The sequence below is a fragment of the Vibrio hepatarius genome (assembly GCF_043642085.1).
Taxonomy (GTDB): Bacteria; Pseudomonadota; Gammaproteobacteria; order Enterobacterales; family Vibrionaceae; genus Vibrio; species Vibrio hepatarius_C.
Genome location: NZ_JBHZSA010000003.1, coordinates 15,251 through 35,424, shown reverse-complemented (window position 1 = coordinate 35,424; position 20,174 = coordinate 15,251). Strand labels below are relative to the sequence as shown.

The window sequence follows — 20,174 nt, the reverse complement described above, 5'->3', positions numbered from 1 at the left end:
ATTATTCGGGCCACCAAGCTAAGCCTGGTGGCGAAATGAATAAATTAAATGTTAATTGCAGTTTCTAGAGCAACTTTCATCATGTCGTTGAATGACTTCTGACGCTCTTCTGAACTTAGCTTCTCACCACGGATGATGTGGTCAGATACTGTTAGAATTGTTAGTGCTTTAGCACCTAGGTCTGCAGCTACGCCGTAGATACCAGCCGCTTCCATATCTACACCTAGGATGCCTAGTTTTTCCATCTTCTCGAAGATGTCTGCTTCAGGAGTGTAGAAAAGATCTGCAGAGAATACGTTACCCACTTTTACTGGTACGTCTTGAGCACGAGCTTGGTTTACCGCTTCTTCTAGTAGGCCGTAATCAGCGATTGCTGCGAAGTCGTGGTTATTGAAACGGATACGGTTAACTTTAGAGTCAGTTGAAGCACCCATACCGATAACAACGTCCATCAGTTTAACGTCGTCACGTACTGCACCACAGCTACCTACACGAATTACGTTCTTCACACCGTACTCAGCGATTAGCTCGTGTACGTAGATACAACATGATGGAATACCCATACCATGGCCCATTACAGACACTTTTTTACCTTTGTAAGTACCTGTGTAGCCGAACATGTTGCGAACGTCACATACCTGCTTTACATCTTCAAGGAAAGTTTCCGCGATGTATTTAGCACGTAGTGGGTCACCTGGCATTAGAACTGTTTCAGCGAAATCACCTGGTTGTGCATTAATGTGTGGGGTTGCCATAGTTTTTACTCCGGTTTATTAGTCAATCAATTCTGATTACTAAATATGTTGATTCTCAAAAATCTGTTGAGGCAATACTAGCCTTATATGACGGTGCTCCATGAGAAGTATGTCACAAAAGAGCAGTATTGGAAGCGGTTGTTGCTAGTTAATAACTAAATATGTTGAAAGTAAAAGAGCAATCGATTTGCAAAAACGTTTGCTATTTGAAGTGAACCAAAACTGGTCGAGCTACGTATATAAACAGCGAATAAATTAAAGGATTTTGTCCGAATAAGCGGCAAATTTTAGAGCTTTTGAACGGTATGCGAAGAGCATTTAAGGTTGTGATATGCAAAAAGTGATTAAAGTGGGCATCAGTGCTTGCGTATTGGGTGAGAAAGTCAGATTCGATGCGGGACATAAAGTCAGTAAGTTTGTCACCAAAGAGCTCGCCCCATATTTTGAGTTTTTACCTGTTTGCCCTGAAGTGGGAGCAGGAATGCCAGTTCCTAGACCAACCATTCGTCTCATTTCCAACGAGGAGAGAATTTCATTGGTTGAAACCAAAGATCCATCTCAAGATCATACTCATCAGATGGAGAGCTACTGTGAAAATAAAGTGGCACAGCTAGAGCGTGAACATCTCCGAGGTTACATCGTCTGTGCTAAATCGCCTACTTGCGGGATGGAACGGGTTAAGGTGTACAAGAAACAAGGTGCGGAAAACGATGGTGTAGGACTATTCACTAAGCAATTGATGAAATCGATGCCATGGTTGCCCGTTGAAGAGGATGGACGACTAAACGATCCAGTACTGAAAGAAAACTTTATTACCCGTGTTTATACCCTTGACGATTTTTATAACTCGGTGGGTGAAGAAGTAACCCGAGGCAAGATTGTCGCTTTTCATTCAAGATACAAGCTGACTTTGATGGCCCATCACCCAGCTTCCTATAAGCAGTTGGGAAACTTAGTCGCAAATATTAAAGATTATGATGTTAATGAGTTTTTCCAACTTTACAGAGAGGGATTAATGACAGCGATGGCCAATCGTGCCAGTCGTAAAAATAACACCAACGTGCTGATGCATCTTCAAGGCTACTTTAAACGCAATCTCAACAAGCCTCAGAAACAGGAATTACGTCAGGTAATTGATGAATATCGAGTTGGACTGCTGCCGTTGCTCGCCCCTTTAACGCTAATTAAGCATTATTTGTCTGCTCACCCAGATGAATATTTACTTCAGCAAGCCTACTTGGAACCTTATCCGCAAGAGATGCGATTAAGGTATAGCTTGTGAAAATTGTTTGGTTACGTAGAGACCTACGAGTTGATGATAATACGGCATTGGTAGAAGCGAGCTTATCTGGGGAAAGTGTCGCAGCTGTGTATATAGCGACCCCCAAAACTTGGCAACGCCACGGAAAGGCGCCAATACAAGCTGATCTTATCTATAGACGTTTAACGACGTTACAACATGAGCTCTCAGAGAAAAATATCCCTCTCTATTACCTAGAAGTAGAGACGTATCACCAAGCTGCAAAGGCAATGGCTGATCTGGCATTAGAAAATAAGGCTTCTGCTATCTACTTTAACAATCAATATGAGGTGGATGAGATTGGGCGAGACAAGCTGCTCTGTGAATATTTGCAGCAAACGGCAATAGAATGTGTTGGGTTTGATGATAAGTGCGTGCTGCCTCCAGGGATGATTGTTAACAAGCAAGGTGAGTACTACAAAGTCTTTACTCCCTTCAAGCGAGCCTATATTGCTCGACTCTATCAAATACCAGTTACAGTGAGGAAAGTGTCCAAGGTTGAATCTATTGCCCATCTATCGAGTGAATCCGTGACACTTTTTGGCGACCAATGTGATTTCAGCTATCCAAGAACAGACAGTTCTCATTATCTTTCTGAAACGCAGGCAATCATTCAAAAGTTGCGTGATTTCGACTCTAACAAAGTTGATGGCTATGATCGGCAACGTGACTTTCCTTTCATCGAAGGTACGAGCGAGCTTTCTCCTTATTTAGCCATTGGCGCTTTGTCGATAAGGCAATGTTTAGCGAGATTGCTGCACACACGTACTTTGCCTATCTCTGGTGGAAGAGAGGTGTGGCTAAGTGAACTCGTATGGAGAGAGTTTTATCAGCACTTACTTCACTTTGAACCCAAACTTTCCAAAGGGCACAGCTTTACCTCGTGGGGAGATGGACTCTATTGGCACGATCAAAGCGCATATATTGAGGCGTGGAAAAGCGGTCAAACCGGTTATCCCATCGTAGATGCGGCGATGCGACAGCTAAATCATACCGGTTGGATGCATAATCGTCTAAGAATGATCGTCGCGAGTTTTCTCGTTAAAGATTTACACGTCGACTGGCGGGTAGGCGAGCGACACTTTATCTCTAAGCTGGTGGATGGGGATTACGCGGCCAACAATGGTGGCTGGCAGTGGTGCGCATCGACTGGGTGTGATGGTCAGCCTTACTTTAGGATATTTAATCCAACCACTCAGAGTGAAAAGTTTGACTCAGATGCGCACTTTATCCGCCGTTGGGTTCCTGAGCTTGAAGCTGTTCCAAAGCAATATATACATAAGCCTTGGTGTTGGCCTAACGCTAAATCATTGTCATATCCATCGCCAATAGTTGATCATAGGGCCGAAAGAGAGATAACCTTAGCACTTTACAAAGATGCTAAGGAAAATATGGATGGTGCGTAAATTAGTCGCGCTTCTCGTCTGCTTAAGTTCGTCAGCGTTTGCTGCCACTTATGAATTGCCAACTGAAGGAAGCAGTATTGTTGGCCGAACTCAATATCACCAAGTGCAAGAAGGCGAAACCTTGGCGAACATTGCTAAGAAGTATGATGTAGGATTCTTGTCATTAATGGCGGCGAATAAAGGCGTCGACCCATTTTTGCCTCAAGTTGACTATGTCCTTACCATCCCGACTCAGATCATTCTACCTAAGGTCGAACGAGAGGGGATTGTGATCAACCTAGCGGAACTGAGACTTTATTACTTCGAGCCAGACATCAATAAGGTACATATTTTTCCAGTAGGTATCGGTCGTGTTGGGCGTGATACGCCTGAGATGAAGACGACCATCAGTCAAAAGCGACCTAATCCGACGTGGACGCCACCTGCCTCTATTCGTAAAGAGTATTTAGCTAAGGGGATTGAGTTACCAGCGGTTGTCCCTGCTGGGCCAGAGAACCCACTTGGTGAGTATGCATTGAGACTTTCTTATGGCGTGGGCGATTACTTAATCCACGGAACGAACAAGGATTTTGGTATTGGTCTTCGTGTGAGCTCTGGTTGTATTCGAATGGATCCTAAAGATATTGAATGGTTGTTCCCTCAGGTGAAATTAGGGGAAAAGGTTCGAGTGATTAATGAGCCTATCAAAGTCGCCTTAGAACCTGATCGAAGTGTATTTTTGGAAGCTCATGAGCCGTTAACGCGCAGTGATGGCATCAAACAGCAACTTGTTGTTCCACAGGAATTGACTTGGTGGTTGGAAGAGTTTGATCACTCTGATGTGAAAGTTCGCGCCGCAATTCTGGCCCAAAATGGTGTTCCAATTGAAGTGGTTGCACCAAGCTTTATTAACTAACAGCAAAAATAGCATGAAATAAAAAAAGGGGCCGATTGGCCCCTTTTTTTAAGAAACTTAACGCTATTACTTAGTGTAAGACTGAGCAATGTTGTCAATACGCTCGTTTGCACGTGCAGCTTCTTCTTGAGCAGCCATTGCCGCATCACCAGACTTGCTTACTTCAGCTTGTAGAGCTTCTACGTTTTGGCTTAGTTGGCTTACTTGGTTGTTTAGCTCATCCAGTTGTGCTGTTGTAGCTTCGTCTGGACCAGACGCACAACCTGCTAGTAGAAGAACAGAAGATGCAGCTGCTGCGATCAACATTTTGTTCATAAAGAACTCCTTGCATGTATAGTATCAATAAAACGCCCTATACGTTTTATATCGTATAGTGACGCTGAATAGTGTAGCCCTAATTGTGCCTTACCAAAAGCAGAGAAAAGTCAAAAAAACCCAAGTTTTTAAGTAATTATCAAATAAGTTGACCAAAGTCTCATTGGTGAGAGTAATGAATGTATATGCATTAACCAAGCGTACTTTAGGTATTGACTAATAGAGATAATATTTTCTGTGATCTCTATCCTCAGAATACGAATCCAGTTATCATAGCCTGTTTTTGAATTTATTTTGTTGCGGGTGGCTAAAATGTGCTCACTGACAACACTCAGCCATTGAATGGAGAATACTTTGTATTTTAAAGATTTAGGTTTAGACAATCGCTTATTAAAGAACTTGAAGCATTTTGACTTTAAGAAAGCGACAGAGATCCAGCAAAAAGCGATTCCAGTCGCTATCGCTGGTAAAGATCTGTTGGCTTCTTCAAAGACGGGTTCTGGCAAAACGTTGGCCTTTGTTCTTCCTATGCTTCACAAGTCTCTAAAAAATAAAGCCTTCTCTGCGAAAGATCCTAGAGCTGTAGTGCTTGCTCCAACGCGTGAGCTTGCTAAGCAGGTATATGGTGAACTGCGTTCTATGCTAGGTGGTTTGTCTTACGATGCTACCTTGATCGTTGGTGGTGAGAACTTTAATGACCAAGTTAAAGCTTTACGTAAATACCCAAAGTTTATAGTCGCAACTCCAGGACGTTTAGCTGACCATTTAGAGCATCGCTCTCTATTTTTAGATGGTCTAGAGACATTAGTTCTTGATGAAGCTGATCGTATGTTGGATCTAGGTTTTGCTCCAGAGCTACGTCGTATTCACAATGCTGCGAAACACCGTCGCCGCCAGACTCTGATGTTCTCTGCGACGCTTGATCATGCTGAAGTCAATGATATTGCTTTTGAAATGTTGGATGCCCCTAAGCGTATTGCTGTTGGTGCGTCAACGGAAGAGCACAAAGATATCACGCAGAAATTCTATCTCTGTGATCACCTAGATCATAAAGAAGCGATTTTAGAGCGTATTTTAGAAGAAGCTCAGTACAAACAGTTGATCATCTTCACTGCGACACGCGTCGATACTGAACGTCTTACGCAGAAGCTAAACGAGAAGAAGTTAAAAGCGGTCGCGTTGAGCGGAGGTCTAAACCAAACGCAACGTAATACCATCATGAGTCAGTTTGAGCGTGCAGTGTTCAAGATTCTTGTAACAACCGATGTTGCTTCTCGTGGCCTGGATATCGCCAATGTGACTCACGTGGTTAACTTTGATATGCCTAAGCACACTGAAGAGTATGTACACCGTGTGGGTCGTACTGGTCGTGCAGGTAATAAAGGTGATGCTGTGTCATTGGTTGGCCCTAAAGACTGGGACAGCTTTAAACGTGTCGAAGCTTACCTACAGCAAGATCTCTCTTTCTCTGAGCTAGAAGGTCTAAAAGGTAAGTTCAAAGGACTACGTCCACGCAAACCTGATTACCGTAATAAAGGTAAAGCGGCAGATAAAGTGAAGCCTCAAGAGAAGAAAACGGCGAAGAAGCCAGTTAAGCGCGATAAGAGCTTCCATCAGAATGTCGCGGTGGGGGATTCAGTGTTTATCCCTAAGAAGAAAGTCGCGCCTAAGGTTGATGACGAGTAATCTAAAAGTCGAATCAAAAAAGGGTTGCCAACTGGCAACCCTTTTTATTAGTAGTGAGATAAAGTTAAACTTTAAAGAAGCCTAATTGCTGTTTCTGGTTCTCTGCGAGGCTAGACAGCTCTTGGCTTGCTGCGGCAGATTGTGTAATACCCGTAACGTTTTGGCTAACTAACTCATAGATGTTGCCAAGGTTCTTGTTAATGTCAGACGTTACTTGGCCTTGCTCTTCTGATGCAACGGCTACTTGAGCGTTTAGCGACGTAAGCTCTGAAATCGAACTACTAATATTGTTTAGTGACGCGCTTACTTGTGCTGCTTGTTTTTGATTCTGCTCTAACATCTCTAAGCTAGTGGTCATGCTGTTGTTTGCGCTGCCAGACTGACGTTGTAGCTCTTCGATGATGGTTTGAATCTCTTTGGTTGATTCTTGTGTACGTGCGGCAAGCATACGAACTTCATCCGCAACAACAGCAAAACCGCGGCCGCTTTCACCTGCTCGCGCCGCTTCAATCGCTGCATTAAGTGCCAGTAAGTTAGTTTGCTCAGAAATGCTTTCAATCACTTCAATTACTTTACCAATCTGTTCAGACTGATCTTGCAAACTATTTACGACGTTGGCAGCTTCTGCTAACTGATCCGCCATTTTGGCGCTGGTCTGCGTGTTCTGCTCAAAAATCGCTAGGCTTTCACGCGCAAGTTTATCGGCATTTGTTGACGCTGAATCAGCTAGATTTGCATTTTGTGTCACTTCCGAGGCGGTGCTTTCCATCTGGTTGATTGCTGAGGCTACCTGTTCAACTTCATTTTTCTCTTGATCAGAGTTTGCGCTAGATTGTGTCATTACTGCAGCGAGCTCTGTTGAAGCAGAAGCAACATCGACACTAATACGAACTAAAGAGTCGACGGTTTCTTTGAGCTGCGCGGTCGTTGAGTTGAAATCACGAGATAGGGCGGTAATTTCATTGTTGCCTTCTTCTTCTACGCGGACTTTTAAGTCACCTTGCGCCAAGCTTTGCATGGCTAACTGCAGCTTTTTAATTGGGGTGACAATGATGCCAGCAAGGACCCAACTGATCACAAATGCAAGCAGTAGTACTAGTGATAGGCCGAGAATTGAGTTGGTCATTACTGATGAGTGGATTTCACTATTTCTCTCGACACCGGCAATCGCGATAGTGTTCAGCTTGCTAGACAGAGCTTCGATGCCTTCAACCATCGCTTTGCCCTTATCACGATAAAGCGCGGAAGCTTGTTCATACTGGCGTTGGAACTCGTTGGAAACATTTGATTGACTGTGCTTGGTTTTGAGCAGAGGAATCATGGTGTCGATTGAATAGCTTACGTAGTTTTCAATCGCTACTTCCATCTGATCGATTTCATTCTTAAGACCCGGAACTTGGCTTAGCGAGTCTAATAAGCGTCTATTTTCATTCTGTTTTGCACGAAGTGTCGATTGCAACTGAGCGACATCATCGGCACGAAACAAACTATAGATAGCTTTAATACGCATCCCATAGGTGTTATCGATAATTTTAGTTAGTTGATCTTTGTGGTTAATGACTTCTTCGGTGGAATCCGTCACCTGCTGAAAGGCGTTCTTTAGGCTTGTTGTACTGTAGCTAATGCCAACAAGAAGGAGTATCAAAGTAAATAGTACAGGAACTACCACCTGTAGTTTGATAGATAAGCCGCTTAATAACTGGCGCATTAAAAGTCCTCTATGATTAATTAAGTCATTTGTTATTATTTTTATGGCGAATGATTCTAATTTCTTTAATAGATAATTCAACGCAGAAACTAAGTTGAGTTGTGAAACTTTGAAGGGACGCTATGCAACAGTTTTTCCCTTTACATTCATGCGGTTATTTTCGTGCTACGCAGGGCGAGGTGAAGGTAGATGTATTGTACGATATGTGTGCAATTTGATCGTTTCCGCTAGGTTCCGGTCCAAAACGAAAAAATGTGTTTGTCACACAGGCTTCAATTAACTGAAACACAACTGTCATATTGGAATTCTAAAGTGAGCACCGTTCAAGTGAAACACAACGGCAATAAAGCCACTTAAGGAAATTGTGATGAAAAAGACAGTAATCGGTGCAATCGCACTACTAGGCGCTATGGCAGTGACTCCAGCTTCTGCTAAAGAAACTATCTCTGCAGTGGGTTCTAGCAGCGTAACTCCACTGATGGAAGTTTTCTCTGAAACATACATGAAGACAAACTCGAACGTGTTTATTGAAGTTCAAGGCCCAGGCTCTTCTGCTGGTGTAAAAGCAGCGAAAAACGGCAGTGCTGACCTAGGTATGTCTTCTCGTAACTTAAAAGATTCTGAAAAAGAGCCAGCGCTTAAAGAGCTAACGGTTGCTCTAGACGGTATCGCAGTTGTTGTTAACCCTAAGAATGACCTAAACGGTCTAACAGCAGAGCAAGTGACGGCAATCTATAAAGGCGACATCACTAACTGGAAAGACGTTGGTGGCGCAGACAAGCCTATCGTAGCAATCACTCGTGATACTGCTTCTGGTACTCGTGGTGCTTTTGAAGACATCATGAAACTGAAGAAGAAAATCTCTGGTAAGAAAGTATCTGCTATCTCTCAACGTGCACAAGTTGCAAATGGTAACGGTGCTCTGAAGACTATGGTTGCTTCAAACCCATACGCTATCGGTTACATTTCTCTAGGTACCGTTGATACTTCAGTAAACGCTCTCGCTATCGATGGTACAGATGCTTCTGTAGATAACGTGAAGAACGGTTCATACAAAGTAGCGCGTCCTTTCCTAGTACTTTACAAAGAAGGTAAACCTTCTGCTGAAACACAGAAATTCCTAGATTGGATGGTATCTGATTCAGCCCAGTCTCTTGTTGATAACAAAGGCTACATCTCAGTTAACTAATTCAAAGTTACTCCAATTATTTGCTCAGCCCACATTTCGGGCTGAGCGTTTTCAATCCAATTCGAATCCCTAATTGATTCGAACTGTGAGATTTCCAAATGACCATCGCAAATAGTGAACAGCTTATGAACATTGAAGCGACTCAATTAAATAAGTCAGGCCTACGCACCAAAAAGCGCGTAGATTGGAGAGAGCGTATCTTCCACGGTCTGTTTCTAACCAGTGCAGTAATCGGTATTGTTTCTTTAGCCGTTATTGCCTACTTCATTGTCAAAGAAAGTATCCCTGCGTTCCAAGAGGCGGGTGTTTCTGGCATCGTTCTCGGCCAAGATTGGCTGCCACCGGCACTTTATGGTGTTGCAACCATGATTGTCGCGTCGGTTGTCTCGACATTAGGGGCTGTAGTTGTTGGTGTTCCTGTTGGTATTCTAACAGCTATCTATATTGCTGAAATTGCGCCAAAACGTGTTGCCGATATCATTCGACCAGCCGTTGAGCTTTTAGCCGGCATCCCGTCTGTGGTTTACGGATTCTTCGGCCTAGTGATTATCGTTCCCTTGATTCAAGACATTTTCAATGTACCAGCGGGTAACACTATTCTGGCCGGTATTATTGTTCTTGGTGTGATGATCTTACCAACGGTTATTACTGTCTCTGAAACGTCTATTCGCGCGGTGCCACGTACTTACAAAGAAGGTTCACTTGCGTTAGGCGCATCTAAGATATTCACCATCTTCAAATTGCTAGTGCCAGCCGCTCGTAGCGGTATCATGACGGGCGTTATCTTAGGTATCGGTCGTGCGCTAGGTGAAACCATGGCGATTATTATGGTGATGGGTAACGCGCCTGCAATGCCTGAAGGCATACTTGATTCTGCGCGTACACTGACGGCTAACATTGCGATTGAAATGTCTTATGCAAGTGGCGTTCACGCTAACGCACTATACGCGACAGGTGTTGTTCTTCTTGTATTCATCATGTCGTTGAACGCGGTTCTGCTGTACTTAAACCGTGAGAAGGCGAGGTAATAACGATGTCTTTAGTAAATAACTCTAATACCATGACAATGGATAAAGCGAAGCTTAAAAAAGCACGTCAGACAAAAGATAACATTCTCACTGCTTTTGTCTGGGCAGCGGCAGCCGTCACGGTTGGCTTTCTGTTCTGGATTATTTGGTACATTCTATCGAACGGATTACAACACGTAGATTGGAACTTCATTACCGACAATTACACTCGTACTGGCGAAGAGCATGGTATCTTCCCTATGATTGTGGCGACTATCTACATGGTGATTGCATCCATCGCCGTGGCAGCGCCACTAGGGATCATGACGGCTATCTACCTAACAGAGTATGCCAAGGTTGGCAGTAAGCTAGTGAAGGTGATTCGCTTCTGTACTGAATCTTTAGCGGGTATTCCATCGATTATCTTTGGTCTATTTGGTATGACCTTCTTCGTTGCGATACTGGGTTTAGGTTTCTCGATTCTATCGGGTGCACTGACTCTGAGTATTCTGATTCTTCCGGTTATCATTCGTACCACGGAAGAAGCGTTGATGGCGGTACCACAAACTTACCGCGAGGGCTCATACGGCCTTGGCGCGTCAAAAATCTACACAATCTGGCGTTTGATTCTTCCAAGTGCAATGCCAGGAATCTTAACTTCGGTCATTCTAAGTATTGGTCGCGTTATTGGTGAGTCCGCACCTGTATTCCTTACTGCAGGTATGGTTGCACGTATTCCAGATTCTCTGTTTGATTCTGGCCGTACGTTAACGGTTCACCTTTACAAGCTGACTACCGAGCTGTTTACCATTGAAGAATGGAACCAAGCCTACGGGACAGCAACAGTACTTATCGTCGTCGTGCTACTGATTAATACAGTGACAAAACTGATTGCACGACGCTTCAATACAGCAACTTACTAATACTTGCTGAGCATTAAAATACTGATAACAGAATTGACGAATTTAGAGACAACACAATGAACAAATTTAATATTGAAAACCTAGATCTATTTTACGGCGAAAACCAAGCGCTGAAATCGATTAACCTTCCGGTTCCTGAGCGCCAAGTGACAGCGTTAATTGGCCCGTCTGGTTGTGGTAAGTCGACGTTGCTTCGTTGTCTTAACCGCATGAACGATTTGATTGAAGGGGTGAAAATCACTGGCCGCTTAGAGATGGATGGTGATGATATCTACGGCAACATTGATGTTGCAGACCTGCGTATTAAAGTCGGTATGGTGTTCCAAAAGCCAAACCCATTCCCAATGAGCATCTATGAAAACGTAGCTTATGGTTTGCGCGCACAAGGCATCAAAGACAAAAAGCACATTGATCAAGTGGTTGAGCGTTCTTTACGCAGCGCGGCGCTTTGGGATGAAGTAAAGGATCGTTTAAAATCGCACGCATTTGGCCTATCTGGTGGTCAGCAACAACGTTTATGTATTGCTCGTACGATTGCGATGGAGCCGGATGTTATTTTGATGGATGAGCCGACTTCTGCACTCGACCCGATTGCAACACACAAAATTGAAGAGCTAATGGAAGAGCTTAAAAAGAACTACACTATTGTTATCGTGACTCACTCAATGCAGCAAGCTCGTCGTATTTCAGACCGCACGGCTTTCTTCCTAATGGGAGAACTGGTGGAGCATAACGATACGCAAGTTATCTTTAGTGAACCACAAGACGATCGCACTCGTGGCTACGTAAACGGTGACTTTGGTTAATTAGGTTTTGATGTAACAAATAATAACTATAAGCGATGGTACTTTGCCCCTCTATTTAGAGGGGCTTTTTTGTTTCTGTGTATTAGTAACTAGTTTGTTGGCTGGCAATTGCTCTTAAGAACAAGTGTATGTTTGCCTGTATCGGTAGAAAGGGTGAGAGTGATGTTATCAGTAGGGTGCTTTAACGAGAGGGCATAACGTGAGTTGGAGGAAAGTCTGTAGTTTAAACGGCTAGTAGTTTGAATAGATAGCTTAGCATTATCAGGAGTTGCTTCATCAGACTCAATGGTTAGCTGCAATGTATCGCCACTCAGTTTGCACGTGATATTGGTGAACTCAGAGATTGCATACTCGGAAAGAGGTTGTGCACTTGACGATAGGGAAGGCAATAACGCAAAAGCGGTGCTAAGAAGCACCGCTTTATTAACAATCAAAAACTTCATCGAAGATTAGTTTTGAGTGATGTAAACAGAGCTTAGCTGTGAATTAGTCATAGTCACTGAAGCGTAGTCATTGGTTGTTTGAGTAATATCAACCATGTTGTCTGCAGAACCTGCTTGAATCGATACGTCAGCGAATGAATCACGACCATTTTGGTCAACGTAAACAAAGTTACGTTCACTTGCACCAGAGATATCGATATCTGCATAGTTCTCATGAGAACGTTGGTCTACATCGACTAGGTTCTCGTTACTTCCACCTGAAATAGTAACTTCTGCGATGTTGTTGTCACGACGCTGTGCAACAGTCACGAAGTTATCGTTACTAGCATCAGTGATATCAACGTCTACTAGGTTATTTTCAGAGTTTCCTGAAGCACTTTTAACGGTTGTTTGTACAAAGTTGTTATCACTGTCAACTACATCAATATCTACAGTGTTGTTATCTGCATTGTAACCAGTGAAGTAGCTGTACGTAGCGTTACCGTTACCAGTCACATCTACATAGACGTTGTTGTCGTCAGCACCTTTAAACTGAACGTAAGAGTGGTTGTCATCACCATCTTGGTTGATAGCAACATAGTTGTCGTCTGTTGGGAAAACTCCAGGGATCGCACCATCTACTTCAACAGAGTTACGATTGCCTTCTTGGTCAATGTACACTTCGTTGTTCGAGCTGTATTTGAAATTAACTACAGCGTCGTTACCGTCAGCCCAAGCAATACCAGGAGAGCTCTGATCAATCTCAACATAGTCGTTGGTTGAGTCTTCAAGAGTCGTTGTTGCTGTATTACCTGCGTAAACTGTACCTGATGCTAGAATAGCTGTGATTGCGATTGCTAACTTTTTCATGAATAGATCCTTTATATTGTCCGTTTATTTGTGTTTTATCCTTTACGTCCATTACTGCCTAACGTAAATACCTCGATTCATATTGCTAAATATGACGATGGAGTCTCCACCGTCTTGTTCAATGCCGTAGCTAGAGTTGCCTTTATCGACAACGATGGCCAAATTGTGGTTATTTTCTTGCACGATACTGATATCACTTCCGTAATCTGAATATGAGCAATTAAAACCTTGGCACTGTCTTAAGTAAGCGATGTTATGATTACCATTTTGGCTGATATAGCTATTGTGGTTGTAACCCGCTTGGATAATTTCTGCGTAATTATCTTGTCCTTCAGATTGTTCAATCACAGCAAGGTTCTCTGAACCTGATTGAGAAACGACGGCCGTATTTCCAGTCGTATTTCTTTGTACAACTTTGGCTTTATTAGCCCCTAAACCAGCATTTACCTGAGAGATGTGAACCTCAGAGTCAAAGGCGTTTTCGAGTACGACTTCTGCGTAGTTGCTGTATGAGACAGACTTGTCATACAGCTCTGAATATACAGGGGAGCCATCATAAAACTCACCAAACTCAGTCGCCATATCACTGGAGTAATTTATGTCTGTACCTTCCGCATACGCTGAAGTTGCCACTAATAAAGAAAAGACAACAAAACCTAATGTACGCTGTGTATGATTTTGCACCTTAACCTCCGCAGAGTTGGAGTAATTCCGAACTCGCACTTATTATGATTTCGATGCTGGTAAACTCAATGAACTAATAATTGGAAAATAAATAATTGATTTGTTTATTTAGTGGGGGGTGGATATCAAAAATGACACAATATAGTTTATGCTCTAGTTGCATATTTGTAGTCCTTTAGTTTATGTTTTGTTTTTAAGTTATTGTTTTTAGTATTGTATTTTTGGTTTTTTAACTGGTGTTTTCATTTCTTTTAAGTGTGTATTTGATGAGATTTTACGTGTTCCATAAATGAGAATAATTAATTTATTAATTAAGTTCTATTTTAAGTTTGTCGATTATTAGATAAGTTTTGTCATGCTTATTTTATGACAAAATAAATTTAATTGGCTGGAAGCTAATATGGGTCGTTGTAGTGTAAAAGGATGGATTGTTTCTCTCTCTATCTCTGTTGTTATTGGTTATTCAATACCAATATTTGCAGCAATAGAAACAGATGAAAAAATCGAAGAAAAGAAAGACTCACATTTACTTGAAAATGAAGTAGATGGATTACTTATCGATAGGACAATGACTCGATTGGGGGATGATTTTTATTTTTTCTTCACTCAGTTAATGAATGAACGACATGGCTCTTTAAAAGAGAACCTAACGGTCAAAGAACGCCCAACGGCTTTATCAGGAAGTATTATTAGTATCTTTCATCGAGAGAAACTTATATATCGCACGGCTCTATCTCCTGGTAGGCAGCATGCTGAAGATAAAGCAAAGGAAGCGTTAACCGCCGTTACTTCTCACCTTCTAAGATGGAAAACGCAACTGAGTTATCAAGATACATTTGATGTAGCTCAGGATGAGTTTTAAAGGACTAATTATGAAACCAAACAAAGCCCTAAGTGGTATCTTGTGCGTGTGTCTATGGGCTCCGAGCACGTTTGCGACAGAGCTGATCTATACCCCTGTTAATCCGAGTTTTGGCGGTAATGCTTTAAACAGCTCACACTTATTTGGTGTTGCTAATGCGATTAACGATTATCAAGCACCAAAAGATGAATTTGGCTTCGATGAAGAGTCTTCACTTGATCGTTTAGCTAACAGTCTTGAGTCTCGCTTGATTAGCCAACTACTTGCTGATGTCGGTAACGGCAACACTGGTCAATTAGAAACGGACGATTTTTATCTCAATATTGTTGATGACAACGGTTCTTTGATTGTGCAAATCGTCGATAAAGTCTCAGGTGAGTCAACTGAAATTAAAGTTGCTGGCCTAAACCCAGACCAGTAGAGCAGGTTAACTATGAAACTTTTATATACTCTTTTTGTTGTTCTGCTGGTCACTGGTTGCTCGAACTCCATGACGATCCCCGATGCGGACGAAGCCCCAACTTTGATGCCTCGCGGTGCCACATACCAAGATTTAGTTAAACTTCCGGAGCCTAAAGGTCGCATACTCGTCTCAGTGTATGATTTCCGCGATCAAACAGGTCAATATAAGCCACAGCCAAACAGTAACTTCTCGACCGCTGTTCCTCAAGGTGGTACAGCTTTGCTAACCGCGTCGCTACTTGACTCGCGATGGTTCATTCCGTTGGAAAGGGAAGGGCTACAAAACTTATTGACGGAACGTAAGATAATTCGAGCAGCGCAGAAAAAAGGCCAAGCGGCTTCTAACCACGGAGATGATCTATCGGCATTAAGCTCTGCTAATGTGGTTATTGAAGGTGGGATTGTTGCCTATGACTCTAATATCAAGACTGGCGGATTAGGTGCGAGATATTTAGGTATCGGTTCTTCAGGCAAATATCGCACAGATCAAGTCACCGTTAACCTGCGCGCCGTGAATGTCCGTACTGGCCAGATATTATTGAGTGTCACGACCAGCAAAACGATCTTCTCTCATGAGCTGACCGCTGGTGCATTTAGATTCATCGACTATAAAGATTTGTTAGAAGTTGAAATGGGTTATACCAACAACGAACCCGTTAACGTGGCGGTCATGTCTGCGATAGATGCAGCGGTTATCCATTTAATTGTCAAAGGTATTGGTAGAGGTTTATGGAAGCCTGAAAACGAAGCGGATCTACAAGATGAAACGATCCAGAGATACGCTAAGCAAACACATCAAATACTTTAACCAATAACCTGCCTACTGTTCTGCTTCTCAAGGTACATATTACTATCTGCCATGAGGAGCAGTTCATTGACTTTACTTGAGTCTGTTGGAAAAGAAGCGTAACCGATACTGGTCGCAATCGTCACTTCGTTATATCCGCTAACCTGAATAGGCAGTTGCATCTCTTGCTCAATGATAGTTGCCAAGTGTTTTAGCTCATTTTCTGACGTAGCATTGGTTATCAATGCGAATTCATCCCCGCCAATACGATAGCTAGTCGCTGAGGCTTTCTTCAGTCGAGTGCTAAATGCTTGAAGTACTTTATCTCCGGCTTGATGTCCATATTTGTCATTGACCTGCTTAAACCCATTGAGATCGAGCAGAAAGATAGTGAATGGCTGTTCAAGGTGAGTAGCGCTATGCAGATCTTGAAACAGAGCAAGGCGATTTGATATGCCAGTTAAAGAGTCAGTTAAAGATTGTTCTTTATGATATTCGGATTCTTTTTGCAAAATAAACATTACCAGGACAATACATACGACCAGCAAAACAAGAGAAATCAGCTGAGTTTGGTGGAGCTCTCGAGCGTCCTGCATTTGTCTTTCGTACAGAGGGCTTTTGATTCGAAAGTTAGTGTTTATATAACGAATCATCGACATGTATAGCGAGTTAAATTCGCGTCCTAACTTGTCGGCATCCGCTTTTGATTTGAGGCTAAAGACTTGCGAGTCGAGTAACTTGAATTGGTTGAACAGTGTCTGAAAGTACATTCTCGCACCGGGCAGAGTAATAAAGGTGTCTGCCTCACGGCTCGTAAGCAGAAGATCAAATCGCGACCACGTAAGCTCATACTTGAGCTCCATACGCTCACTAAGTTGCTTAGAATCATGGGCAAAAGGAGCCATTGTATTGAGTTCTGCGAACTCTTTGGTCAACTGAAATAGAAACCAAGTCGCTTGATTCTGTTGCTCACTGTACGACTGCGCGTGATGGCGAGTAGCGTTTAAAAAATACAGGTTTGCCGCGACCACGACTACACTAAGCAAAAGAAGCAAGTTCTTCGCTTTTCTCAATGAAGAAGTGGGTGCTTTATAGCTAGTTTGTTTCCACATCTTGTCGTCTATGTATCATGATCTCATCGATTTGCCATACCATTTGCGAGTGAAACACAGCGGTATTGGTTTCTGGATACTTATCCATATTAAACAGCATCCAGTATGGCCCCTTATCACGCACTCTCATTTTTTGTCCATCGACTTGGTAAGCAATGATAGGCTGGTATTTATTGATATCGGCGATCGTGGAGCTTGCAGCGTAGTCATTTAAGGCGATAAAAGAAACGGAAAATGCATCGTCAATCTGAAGTTGATTTAGTAAGTCGGAAACTTTAAAACCAGTGAATTCTTTCTTATCTGAGTACCAAGGTAAGCTCGTAGTGAAGCTATTTGGTTCTAATTGAGCAACGATCTCTTCGTGCGTTATGGTAACTGGTGGTTCTTCCCCGACCCGGAGGACTAATTGAGCGCCAAAGGCTTGGGGGATGATAAGCATTGGCAATAATGCCCAAATCATTTTCATAAGCACTTCCTTGCGACTTATATTTATAAATTTGTTTATAACATCATTATATGTTCAGATTGTGGCTATTTAAATCCCTTTCTGTATATCTTCTCGCCTTCTGAGGTGTTGGGGTTAAATCGCTGTACGAAACATAGATATAAAAAAGCCCCAAATCTGGGGCTTTTAAAATTAAACAGTTAGAAGATGAGGTGGGCAACGCCTGCGATTACGGGCAGTGTAATGAGCGTTCGCAAGATGAAGATGGCGAATAACTCAAAGATGTTAACCGGAATGCGGCTACCTAACAGTAGTGCGCCGACTTCTGACATATAAATTAGCTGAGTAACTGACATTGCAGCAATGACAAACCGTGTCATTTCGTTATCGATTGAAGCGGCTAAAATGGCAGGAATAAACATATCTGCAAAGCCAACTACGATTGTTTCAGATGCGGCTGCTGCTTCAGGTACGCCGAGCAACTCTAAGAACGGAATGAATGGTTGGCCAAGAATACTAAATACAGATGTGTATTCAGCAATGATCAGCGCAATCGTACCTAATCCCATCACAACAGGTAAAACGCCAAACACCATATCTACTGCGTTTCGGACACCTTCACCGAATACACCTTTTACAGACTTAACTTGAGCTGACTTTTTAAGTGCTAGCTCTAGCCCCCATGAGAACGTCGTATGCCCTTCTGGGATCGCGTCAGCGTCTTTATGAGGCTTACTGCCATCAATAAATTCATTTGTCTTACGGCTTAGTGGCGGCAAGCGAGGGATGATGATAGCGGCAACTAGACCGGCTAAACAAATAGCACCGTAGAAGGGTAGGAACAAGTGTTCAAGTTCAACCTGAGCAATAACAACAAGGCTAAATGTGATTGATACAGCAGAGAAAGTGGTACCAACAACTGCAGCTTCACGCTGAGTGTAGAATTTGTTCTCGTATTGCTTGCTTGTTAGAAGAATACCGACAGAGCCGTCACCTAACCAAGAAGCCATACAATCGATAGCACTGCGTCCAGGCAGGTTAAACACTGGTCGCATAATCTTGCTAAGAAGCGTACCAAACAGCTCAAGCAGACCGAAGTTAAGTAGAAGAGGGAGTAACAGACCTGCAAAAATGAATACAGAAAACAGAGTCGGTAGTAGGCCTTCTAGTACTAGACCACCGGTATTCTCTTCCCATACGGCTTCTGGGCCGACTTGGAAAAACGTCATCGCAACTGCTAAGCCACCGATCACACGAACCAATAACCACAACGGACTTGGATTAAATAGGCCGTTTAGGAATTCGCTGTTGGCGATAAATGCGGGTGTTTTTATGCGACATAGAACAGACGCTACTGCCATAAACGCGATGATACTTGTCACAATTGTGACGAGGTTTTCACCAAAAATCGCTTGAATTGATTTCGCTAGGACAGCGACAGGAATCGTAATATCCCCTTCATAACTGACTGGAGCCATAAATAGGAATAGGCCAATCAATGAAGGAATAAAGAACATCCAAAAGTTACCTTTACTTTCCGTCTGTTCTGGTGCTTGAGCGTTGTTTTGCATATGTTTCTCGAGGTACAACTAGTCAAATATTAACAGCCAATCCGAATGGCATATATATTCACTAAACGTCCATATTTATTAGAATGGCCGCAAGAGTAATGGCTTTTTGCTGTTCTTGCAATACTATTCAATAAATAAGGCTAACTATTCATGATAAAAAGTCGCCCATTAATAGATGTTTAGATAAATGTTTTGTTAATGTTAATTTGTTTGCTTGTTTGTATCAAGAATTGATGCGGATTATTTGTGAATCTGCCGTGTTGAGATAAAGCCCCAGTAGGTGACTGCAAGTAGAGCAGATAGCATCACTGGGCCGAGCAAGGCAGCAATTTGATAGTGAGAATACAGTTTTGCACCTATGATGCCGCCGGATAAAAAACCAACGAATATAAACAGAAACAGTTTGGCTTTCCGGTAATCAAACTTTTCTCCGCGCAGTTTCGCACCGATCATCAGCCCAAGATCGGTGATGATGCCTGTCATGTGTGTGGTACGAACAACCGCTCCACTAAAGGTGGTCAGCATCGCATTTTGTAAGCCACATGCGGCCGAAGCGAGGTACTGTCCTGATTGGAAGTCGTTTTTTAGTAGCCAGTAAGCCAGCAACAACAACAGACTCTCAATACATAGTGCAACCCCATAACGGCGTCCTAACTTTAATGCAGTGCTTTCAATAAACACGCCGCTTAATGTTGCGCCGAGTAAGAAGCTCATCAAAATGAAAAACAGATGGCCTGTTTGCTGGTTGAAAGCTTCAAGCGAGGTACCAAGCAGTGTTACGGTTCCTGATATGTGTGACACTGCTTGATGAGAAAACCCGAGTAAGCCTACTGCATTAACGGTTCCGGCAAGTAAGGCAAGTAGAAAAGCTCCTGATTCTACCCAACGTGGAAGTTTGGAAATCAAAATACGCTCCTTAGAATTAGAGCGAAATTATAGTGCTACTGATTGAGGAGCGGTAGGCAAAGT

General features: G+C 42.8%; 21 protein-coding genes. 11 read left to right on the top strand and 10 right to left on the bottom strand.

All coding sequences use genetic code 11. The features are described 5' to 3' along the window. Positions 1–44 precede the first annotated feature (44 nt). Positions 45–755, bottom strand: a complete 711-nt coding sequence (gene deoD / locus ACHUFZ_RS06340) for a purine-nucleoside phosphorylase (protein ID WP_394126401.1) — start codon at positions 753–755, stop codon at positions 45–47. 331 nt (positions 756–1,086) lie between these two features. Between deoD and ACHUFZ_RS06335 the strand changes: the two genes are divergently transcribed. From ACHUFZ_RS06335 to ACHUFZ_RS06325, 3 genes are read left to right on the top strand one after another with little or no spacing between them, the layout of a single operon-like run. Next, positions 1,087–2,037 (top strand): YbgA family protein, encoded by a 951-nt coding sequence (locus tag ACHUFZ_RS06335; RefSeq protein WP_394126400.1) that lies wholly within the window; start codon positions 1,087–1,089, stop codon positions 2,035–2,037. After that, entirely contained in the window at positions 2,034–3,461 is a 1,428-nt protein-coding gene (phrB, locus tag ACHUFZ_RS06330) for a deoxyribodipyrimidine photo-lyase (RefSeq protein ID WP_394126399.1), read from the top strand. Before ACHUFZ_RS06335 ends, phrB begins: the two co-directional genes overlap by 4 nt. Then, positions 3,451–4,356 (top strand): L,D-transpeptidase family protein, encoded by a 906-nt coding sequence (locus ACHUFZ_RS06325; RefSeq protein ID WP_394126398.1) that lies wholly within the window; start codon positions 3,451–3,453, stop codon positions 4,354–4,356. Before phrB ends, ACHUFZ_RS06325 begins: the two co-directional genes overlap by 11 nt. A gap of 66 nt (positions 4,357–4,422) precedes the next feature. Here the strand turns inward: ACHUFZ_RS06325 and ACHUFZ_RS06320 are convergent, their stop codons facing one another. Continuing rightward, positions 4,423–4,671, bottom strand: coding sequence for an Lpp/OprI family alanine-zipper lipoprotein (locus tag ACHUFZ_RS06320; protein ID WP_004412218.1), 249 nt, complete (start codon positions 4,669–4,671; stop codon positions 4,423–4,425). Between the two features lie 342 nt (positions 4,672–5,013). Between ACHUFZ_RS06320 and ACHUFZ_RS06315 the strand changes: the two genes are divergently transcribed. After that, positions 5,014–6,357, top strand: a complete 1,344-nt coding sequence (locus ACHUFZ_RS06315) for a DEAD/DEAH box helicase (protein ID WP_394126397.1) — start codon at positions 5,014–5,016, stop codon at positions 6,355–6,357. Positions 6,358–6,421: 64 nt separating this feature from the next. Here the strand turns inward: ACHUFZ_RS06315 and ACHUFZ_RS06310 are convergent, their stop codons facing one another. Further along, the gene (locus ACHUFZ_RS06310) at positions 6,422–8,065 is read right to left on the bottom strand and encodes a methyl-accepting chemotaxis protein (protein WP_394126396.1); all 1,644 of its coding nucleotides are present in this window, start codon (positions 8,063–8,065) and stop codon (positions 6,422–6,424) included. 367 nt (positions 8,066–8,432) lie between these two features. Here ACHUFZ_RS06310 and ACHUFZ_RS06305 point away from each other — a divergent pair, with 367 nt between their 5' ends. The 4 genes from ACHUFZ_RS06305 to pstB all read left to right on the top strand — a co-directional run bounded on the left by ACHUFZ_RS06305 (position 8,433) and on the right by pstB (position 11,990). Next, on the top strand, positions 8,433–9,254 hold the full coding sequence (locus ACHUFZ_RS06305; RefSeq protein WP_053439717.1) for a phosphate ABC transporter substrate-binding protein: 822 nt from the start codon (positions 8,433–8,435) through the stop codon (positions 9,252–9,254). 98 nt (positions 9,255–9,352) lie between these two features. Continuing rightward, positions 9,353–10,282, top strand: a complete 930-nt coding sequence (gene pstC, locus ACHUFZ_RS06300; RefSeq protein ID WP_394126395.1) for a phosphate ABC transporter permease subunit PstC — start codon at positions 9,353–9,355, stop codon at positions 10,280–10,282. A 38-nt stretch (positions 10,283–10,320) separates the two neighbouring features. After that, on the top strand, positions 10,321–11,184 hold the full coding sequence (gene pstA / locus ACHUFZ_RS06295; protein ID WP_134834150.1) for a phosphate ABC transporter permease PstA: 864 nt from the start codon (positions 10,321–10,323) through the stop codon (positions 11,182–11,184). Positions 11,185–11,240: 56 nt separating this feature from the next. Beyond that, entirely contained in the window at positions 11,241–11,990 is a 750-nt protein-coding gene (pstB, locus tag ACHUFZ_RS06290) for a phosphate ABC transporter ATP-binding protein PstB (RefSeq protein ID WP_394126394.1), read from the top strand. A gap of 89 nt (positions 11,991–12,079) precedes the next feature. Here the strand turns inward: pstB and ACHUFZ_RS06285 are convergent, their stop codons facing one another. Genes ACHUFZ_RS06285 through ACHUFZ_RS06275 form a run of 3 tightly spaced genes read right to left on the bottom strand, consistent with a single transcriptional unit; the run spans position 12,080 to position 13,966 of the window. Continuing rightward, a complete protein-coding gene (locus tag ACHUFZ_RS06285) occupies positions 12,080–12,433 on the bottom strand; it encodes a hypothetical protein (RefSeq protein ID WP_394126393.1) in 354 nt (117 codons plus the stop codon). A gap of 6 nt (positions 12,434–12,439) precedes the next feature. Beyond that, entirely contained in the window at positions 12,440–13,282 is an 843-nt protein-coding gene (locus ACHUFZ_RS06280) for a hypothetical protein (protein WP_394126392.1), read from the bottom strand. Positions 13,283–13,333: 51 nt separating this feature from the next. Beyond that, a complete protein-coding gene (locus ACHUFZ_RS06275; protein ID WP_394126391.1) occupies positions 13,334–13,966 on the bottom strand; it encodes a curlin subunit CsgB in 633 nt (210 codons plus the stop codon). A gap of 400 nt (positions 13,967–14,366) precedes the next feature. On the opposite strand from ACHUFZ_RS06275, the gene ACHUFZ_RS06270 reads away from it, so the two are divergent. The 3 genes from ACHUFZ_RS06270 to ACHUFZ_RS06260 are packed head-to-tail and all read left to right on the top strand — an operon-like array spanning position 14,367 to position 16,098. Then, complete coding sequence (locus ACHUFZ_RS06270; RefSeq protein ID WP_134834104.1) at positions 14,367–14,828, top strand: curli production assembly/transport protein CsgE; 462 nt, start codon at positions 14,367–14,369, stop codon at positions 14,826–14,828. 10 nt (positions 14,829–14,838) lie between these two features. After that, complete coding sequence (locus tag ACHUFZ_RS06265; protein WP_134834105.1) at positions 14,839–15,249, top strand: curli assembly protein CsgF; 411 nt, start codon at positions 14,839–14,841, stop codon at positions 15,247–15,249. A 12-nt stretch (positions 15,250–15,261) separates the two neighbouring features. After that, positions 15,262–16,098 carry a CsgG/HfaB family protein gene (locus ACHUFZ_RS06260; protein WP_134834106.1) on the top strand — a complete coding sequence of 279 codons (837 nt, stop codon included), beginning with the start codon at positions 15,262–15,264 and terminating at the stop codon, positions 16,096–16,098. Here ACHUFZ_RS06260 and ACHUFZ_RS06255 read toward each other — a convergent pair. The 4 genes from ACHUFZ_RS06255 to ACHUFZ_RS06240 form a co-directional block, all read right to left on the bottom strand. Continuing rightward, complete coding sequence (locus ACHUFZ_RS06255) at positions 16,095–17,189, bottom strand: GGDEF domain-containing protein (protein WP_394126390.1); 1,095 nt, start codon at positions 17,187–17,189, stop codon at positions 16,095–16,097. The genes ACHUFZ_RS06260 and ACHUFZ_RS06255 overlap by 4 nt on opposite strands. Continuing rightward, positions 17,173–17,655, bottom strand: a complete 483-nt coding sequence (locus tag ACHUFZ_RS06250; RefSeq protein ID WP_394126389.1) for a putative pterin-binding protein — start codon at positions 17,653–17,655, stop codon at positions 17,173–17,175. The genes ACHUFZ_RS06255 and ACHUFZ_RS06250 overlap by 17 nt, the downstream gene beginning before the upstream one ends. A 179-nt stretch (positions 17,656–17,834) precedes the next feature. After that, positions 17,835–19,205, bottom strand: a complete 1,371-nt coding sequence (locus tag ACHUFZ_RS06245; protein WP_394126388.1) for a YjiH family protein — start codon at positions 19,203–19,205, stop codon at positions 17,835–17,837. 240 nt (positions 19,206–19,445) lie between these two features. Continuing rightward, positions 19,446–20,111, bottom strand: coding sequence for a YoaK family protein (locus ACHUFZ_RS06240; RefSeq protein WP_134834110.1), 666 nt, complete (start codon positions 20,109–20,111; stop codon positions 19,446–19,448). Positions 20,112–20,174: the final 63 nt, after the last annotated feature.

Excerpts from the sequence above, each read along its gene's own strand:
- deoD (WP_394126401.1), bottom strand. The coding sequence starts at position 755 with ATGGCAACCCCACACATTAATGCACAACCAGGTGATTTCGCTGAAACA.
- ACHUFZ_RS06335 (WP_394126400.1), top strand. The coding sequence starts at position 1,087 with ATGCAAAAAGTGATTAAAGTGGGCATCAGTGCTTGCGTATTGGGTGAG.
- ACHUFZ_RS06325 (WP_394126398.1), top strand. The coding sequence starts at position 3,451 with ATGGTGCGTAAATTAGTCGCGCTTCTCGTCTGCTTAAGTTCGTCAGCG.
- ACHUFZ_RS06320 (WP_004412218.1), bottom strand. The coding sequence starts at position 4,671 with ATGAACAAAATGTTGATCGCAGCAGCTGCATCTTCTGTTCTTCTACTA.
- ACHUFZ_RS06315 (WP_394126397.1), top strand. The coding sequence starts at position 5,014 with ATGGAGAATACTTTGTATTTTAAAGATTTAGGTTTAGACAATCGCTTA.
- ACHUFZ_RS06310 (WP_394126396.1), bottom strand. The coding sequence starts at position 8,065 with ATGCGCCAGTTATTAAGCGGCTTATCTATCAAACTACAGGTGGTAGTT.
- ACHUFZ_RS06305 (WP_053439717.1), top strand. The coding sequence starts at position 8,433 with ATGAAAAAGACAGTAATCGGTGCAATCGCACTACTAGGCGCTATGGCA.
- pstC (WP_394126395.1), top strand. The coding sequence starts at position 9,353 with ATGACCATCGCAAATAGTGAACAGCTTATGAACATTGAAGCGACTCAA.
- pstA (WP_134834150.1), top strand. The coding sequence starts at position 10,321 with ATGGATAAAGCGAAGCTTAAAAAAGCACGTCAGACAAAAGATAACATT.
- pstB (WP_394126394.1), top strand. The coding sequence starts at position 11,241 with ATGAACAAATTTAATATTGAAAACCTAGATCTATTTTACGGCGAAAAC.
- ACHUFZ_RS06285 (WP_394126393.1), bottom strand. The coding sequence starts at position 12,433 with ATGAAGTTTTTGATTGTTAATAAAGCGGTGCTTCTTAGCACCGCTTTT.
- ACHUFZ_RS06280 (WP_394126392.1), bottom strand. The coding sequence starts at position 13,282 with ATGAAAAAGTTAGCAATCGCAATCACAGCTATTCTAGCATCAGGTACA.
- ACHUFZ_RS06270 (WP_134834104.1), top strand. The coding sequence starts at position 14,367 with ATGGGTCGTTGTAGTGTAAAAGGATGGATTGTTTCTCTCTCTATCTCT.
- ACHUFZ_RS06265 (WP_134834105.1), top strand. The coding sequence starts at position 14,839 with ATGAAACCAAACAAAGCCCTAAGTGGTATCTTGTGCGTGTGTCTATGG.
- ACHUFZ_RS06260 (WP_134834106.1), top strand. The coding sequence starts at position 15,262 with ATGAAACTTTTATATACTCTTTTTGTTGTTCTGCTGGTCACTGGTTGC.
- ACHUFZ_RS06255 (WP_394126390.1), bottom strand. The coding sequence starts at position 17,189 with ATGTGGAAACAAACTAGCTATAAAGCACCCACTTCTTCATTGAGAAAA.
- ACHUFZ_RS06250 (WP_394126389.1), bottom strand. The coding sequence starts at position 17,655 with ATGAAAATGATTTGGGCATTATTGCCAATGCTTATCATCCCCCAAGCC.
- ACHUFZ_RS06245 (WP_394126388.1), bottom strand. The coding sequence starts at position 19,205 with ATGCAAAACAACGCTCAAGCACCAGAACAGACGGAAAGTAAAGGTAAC.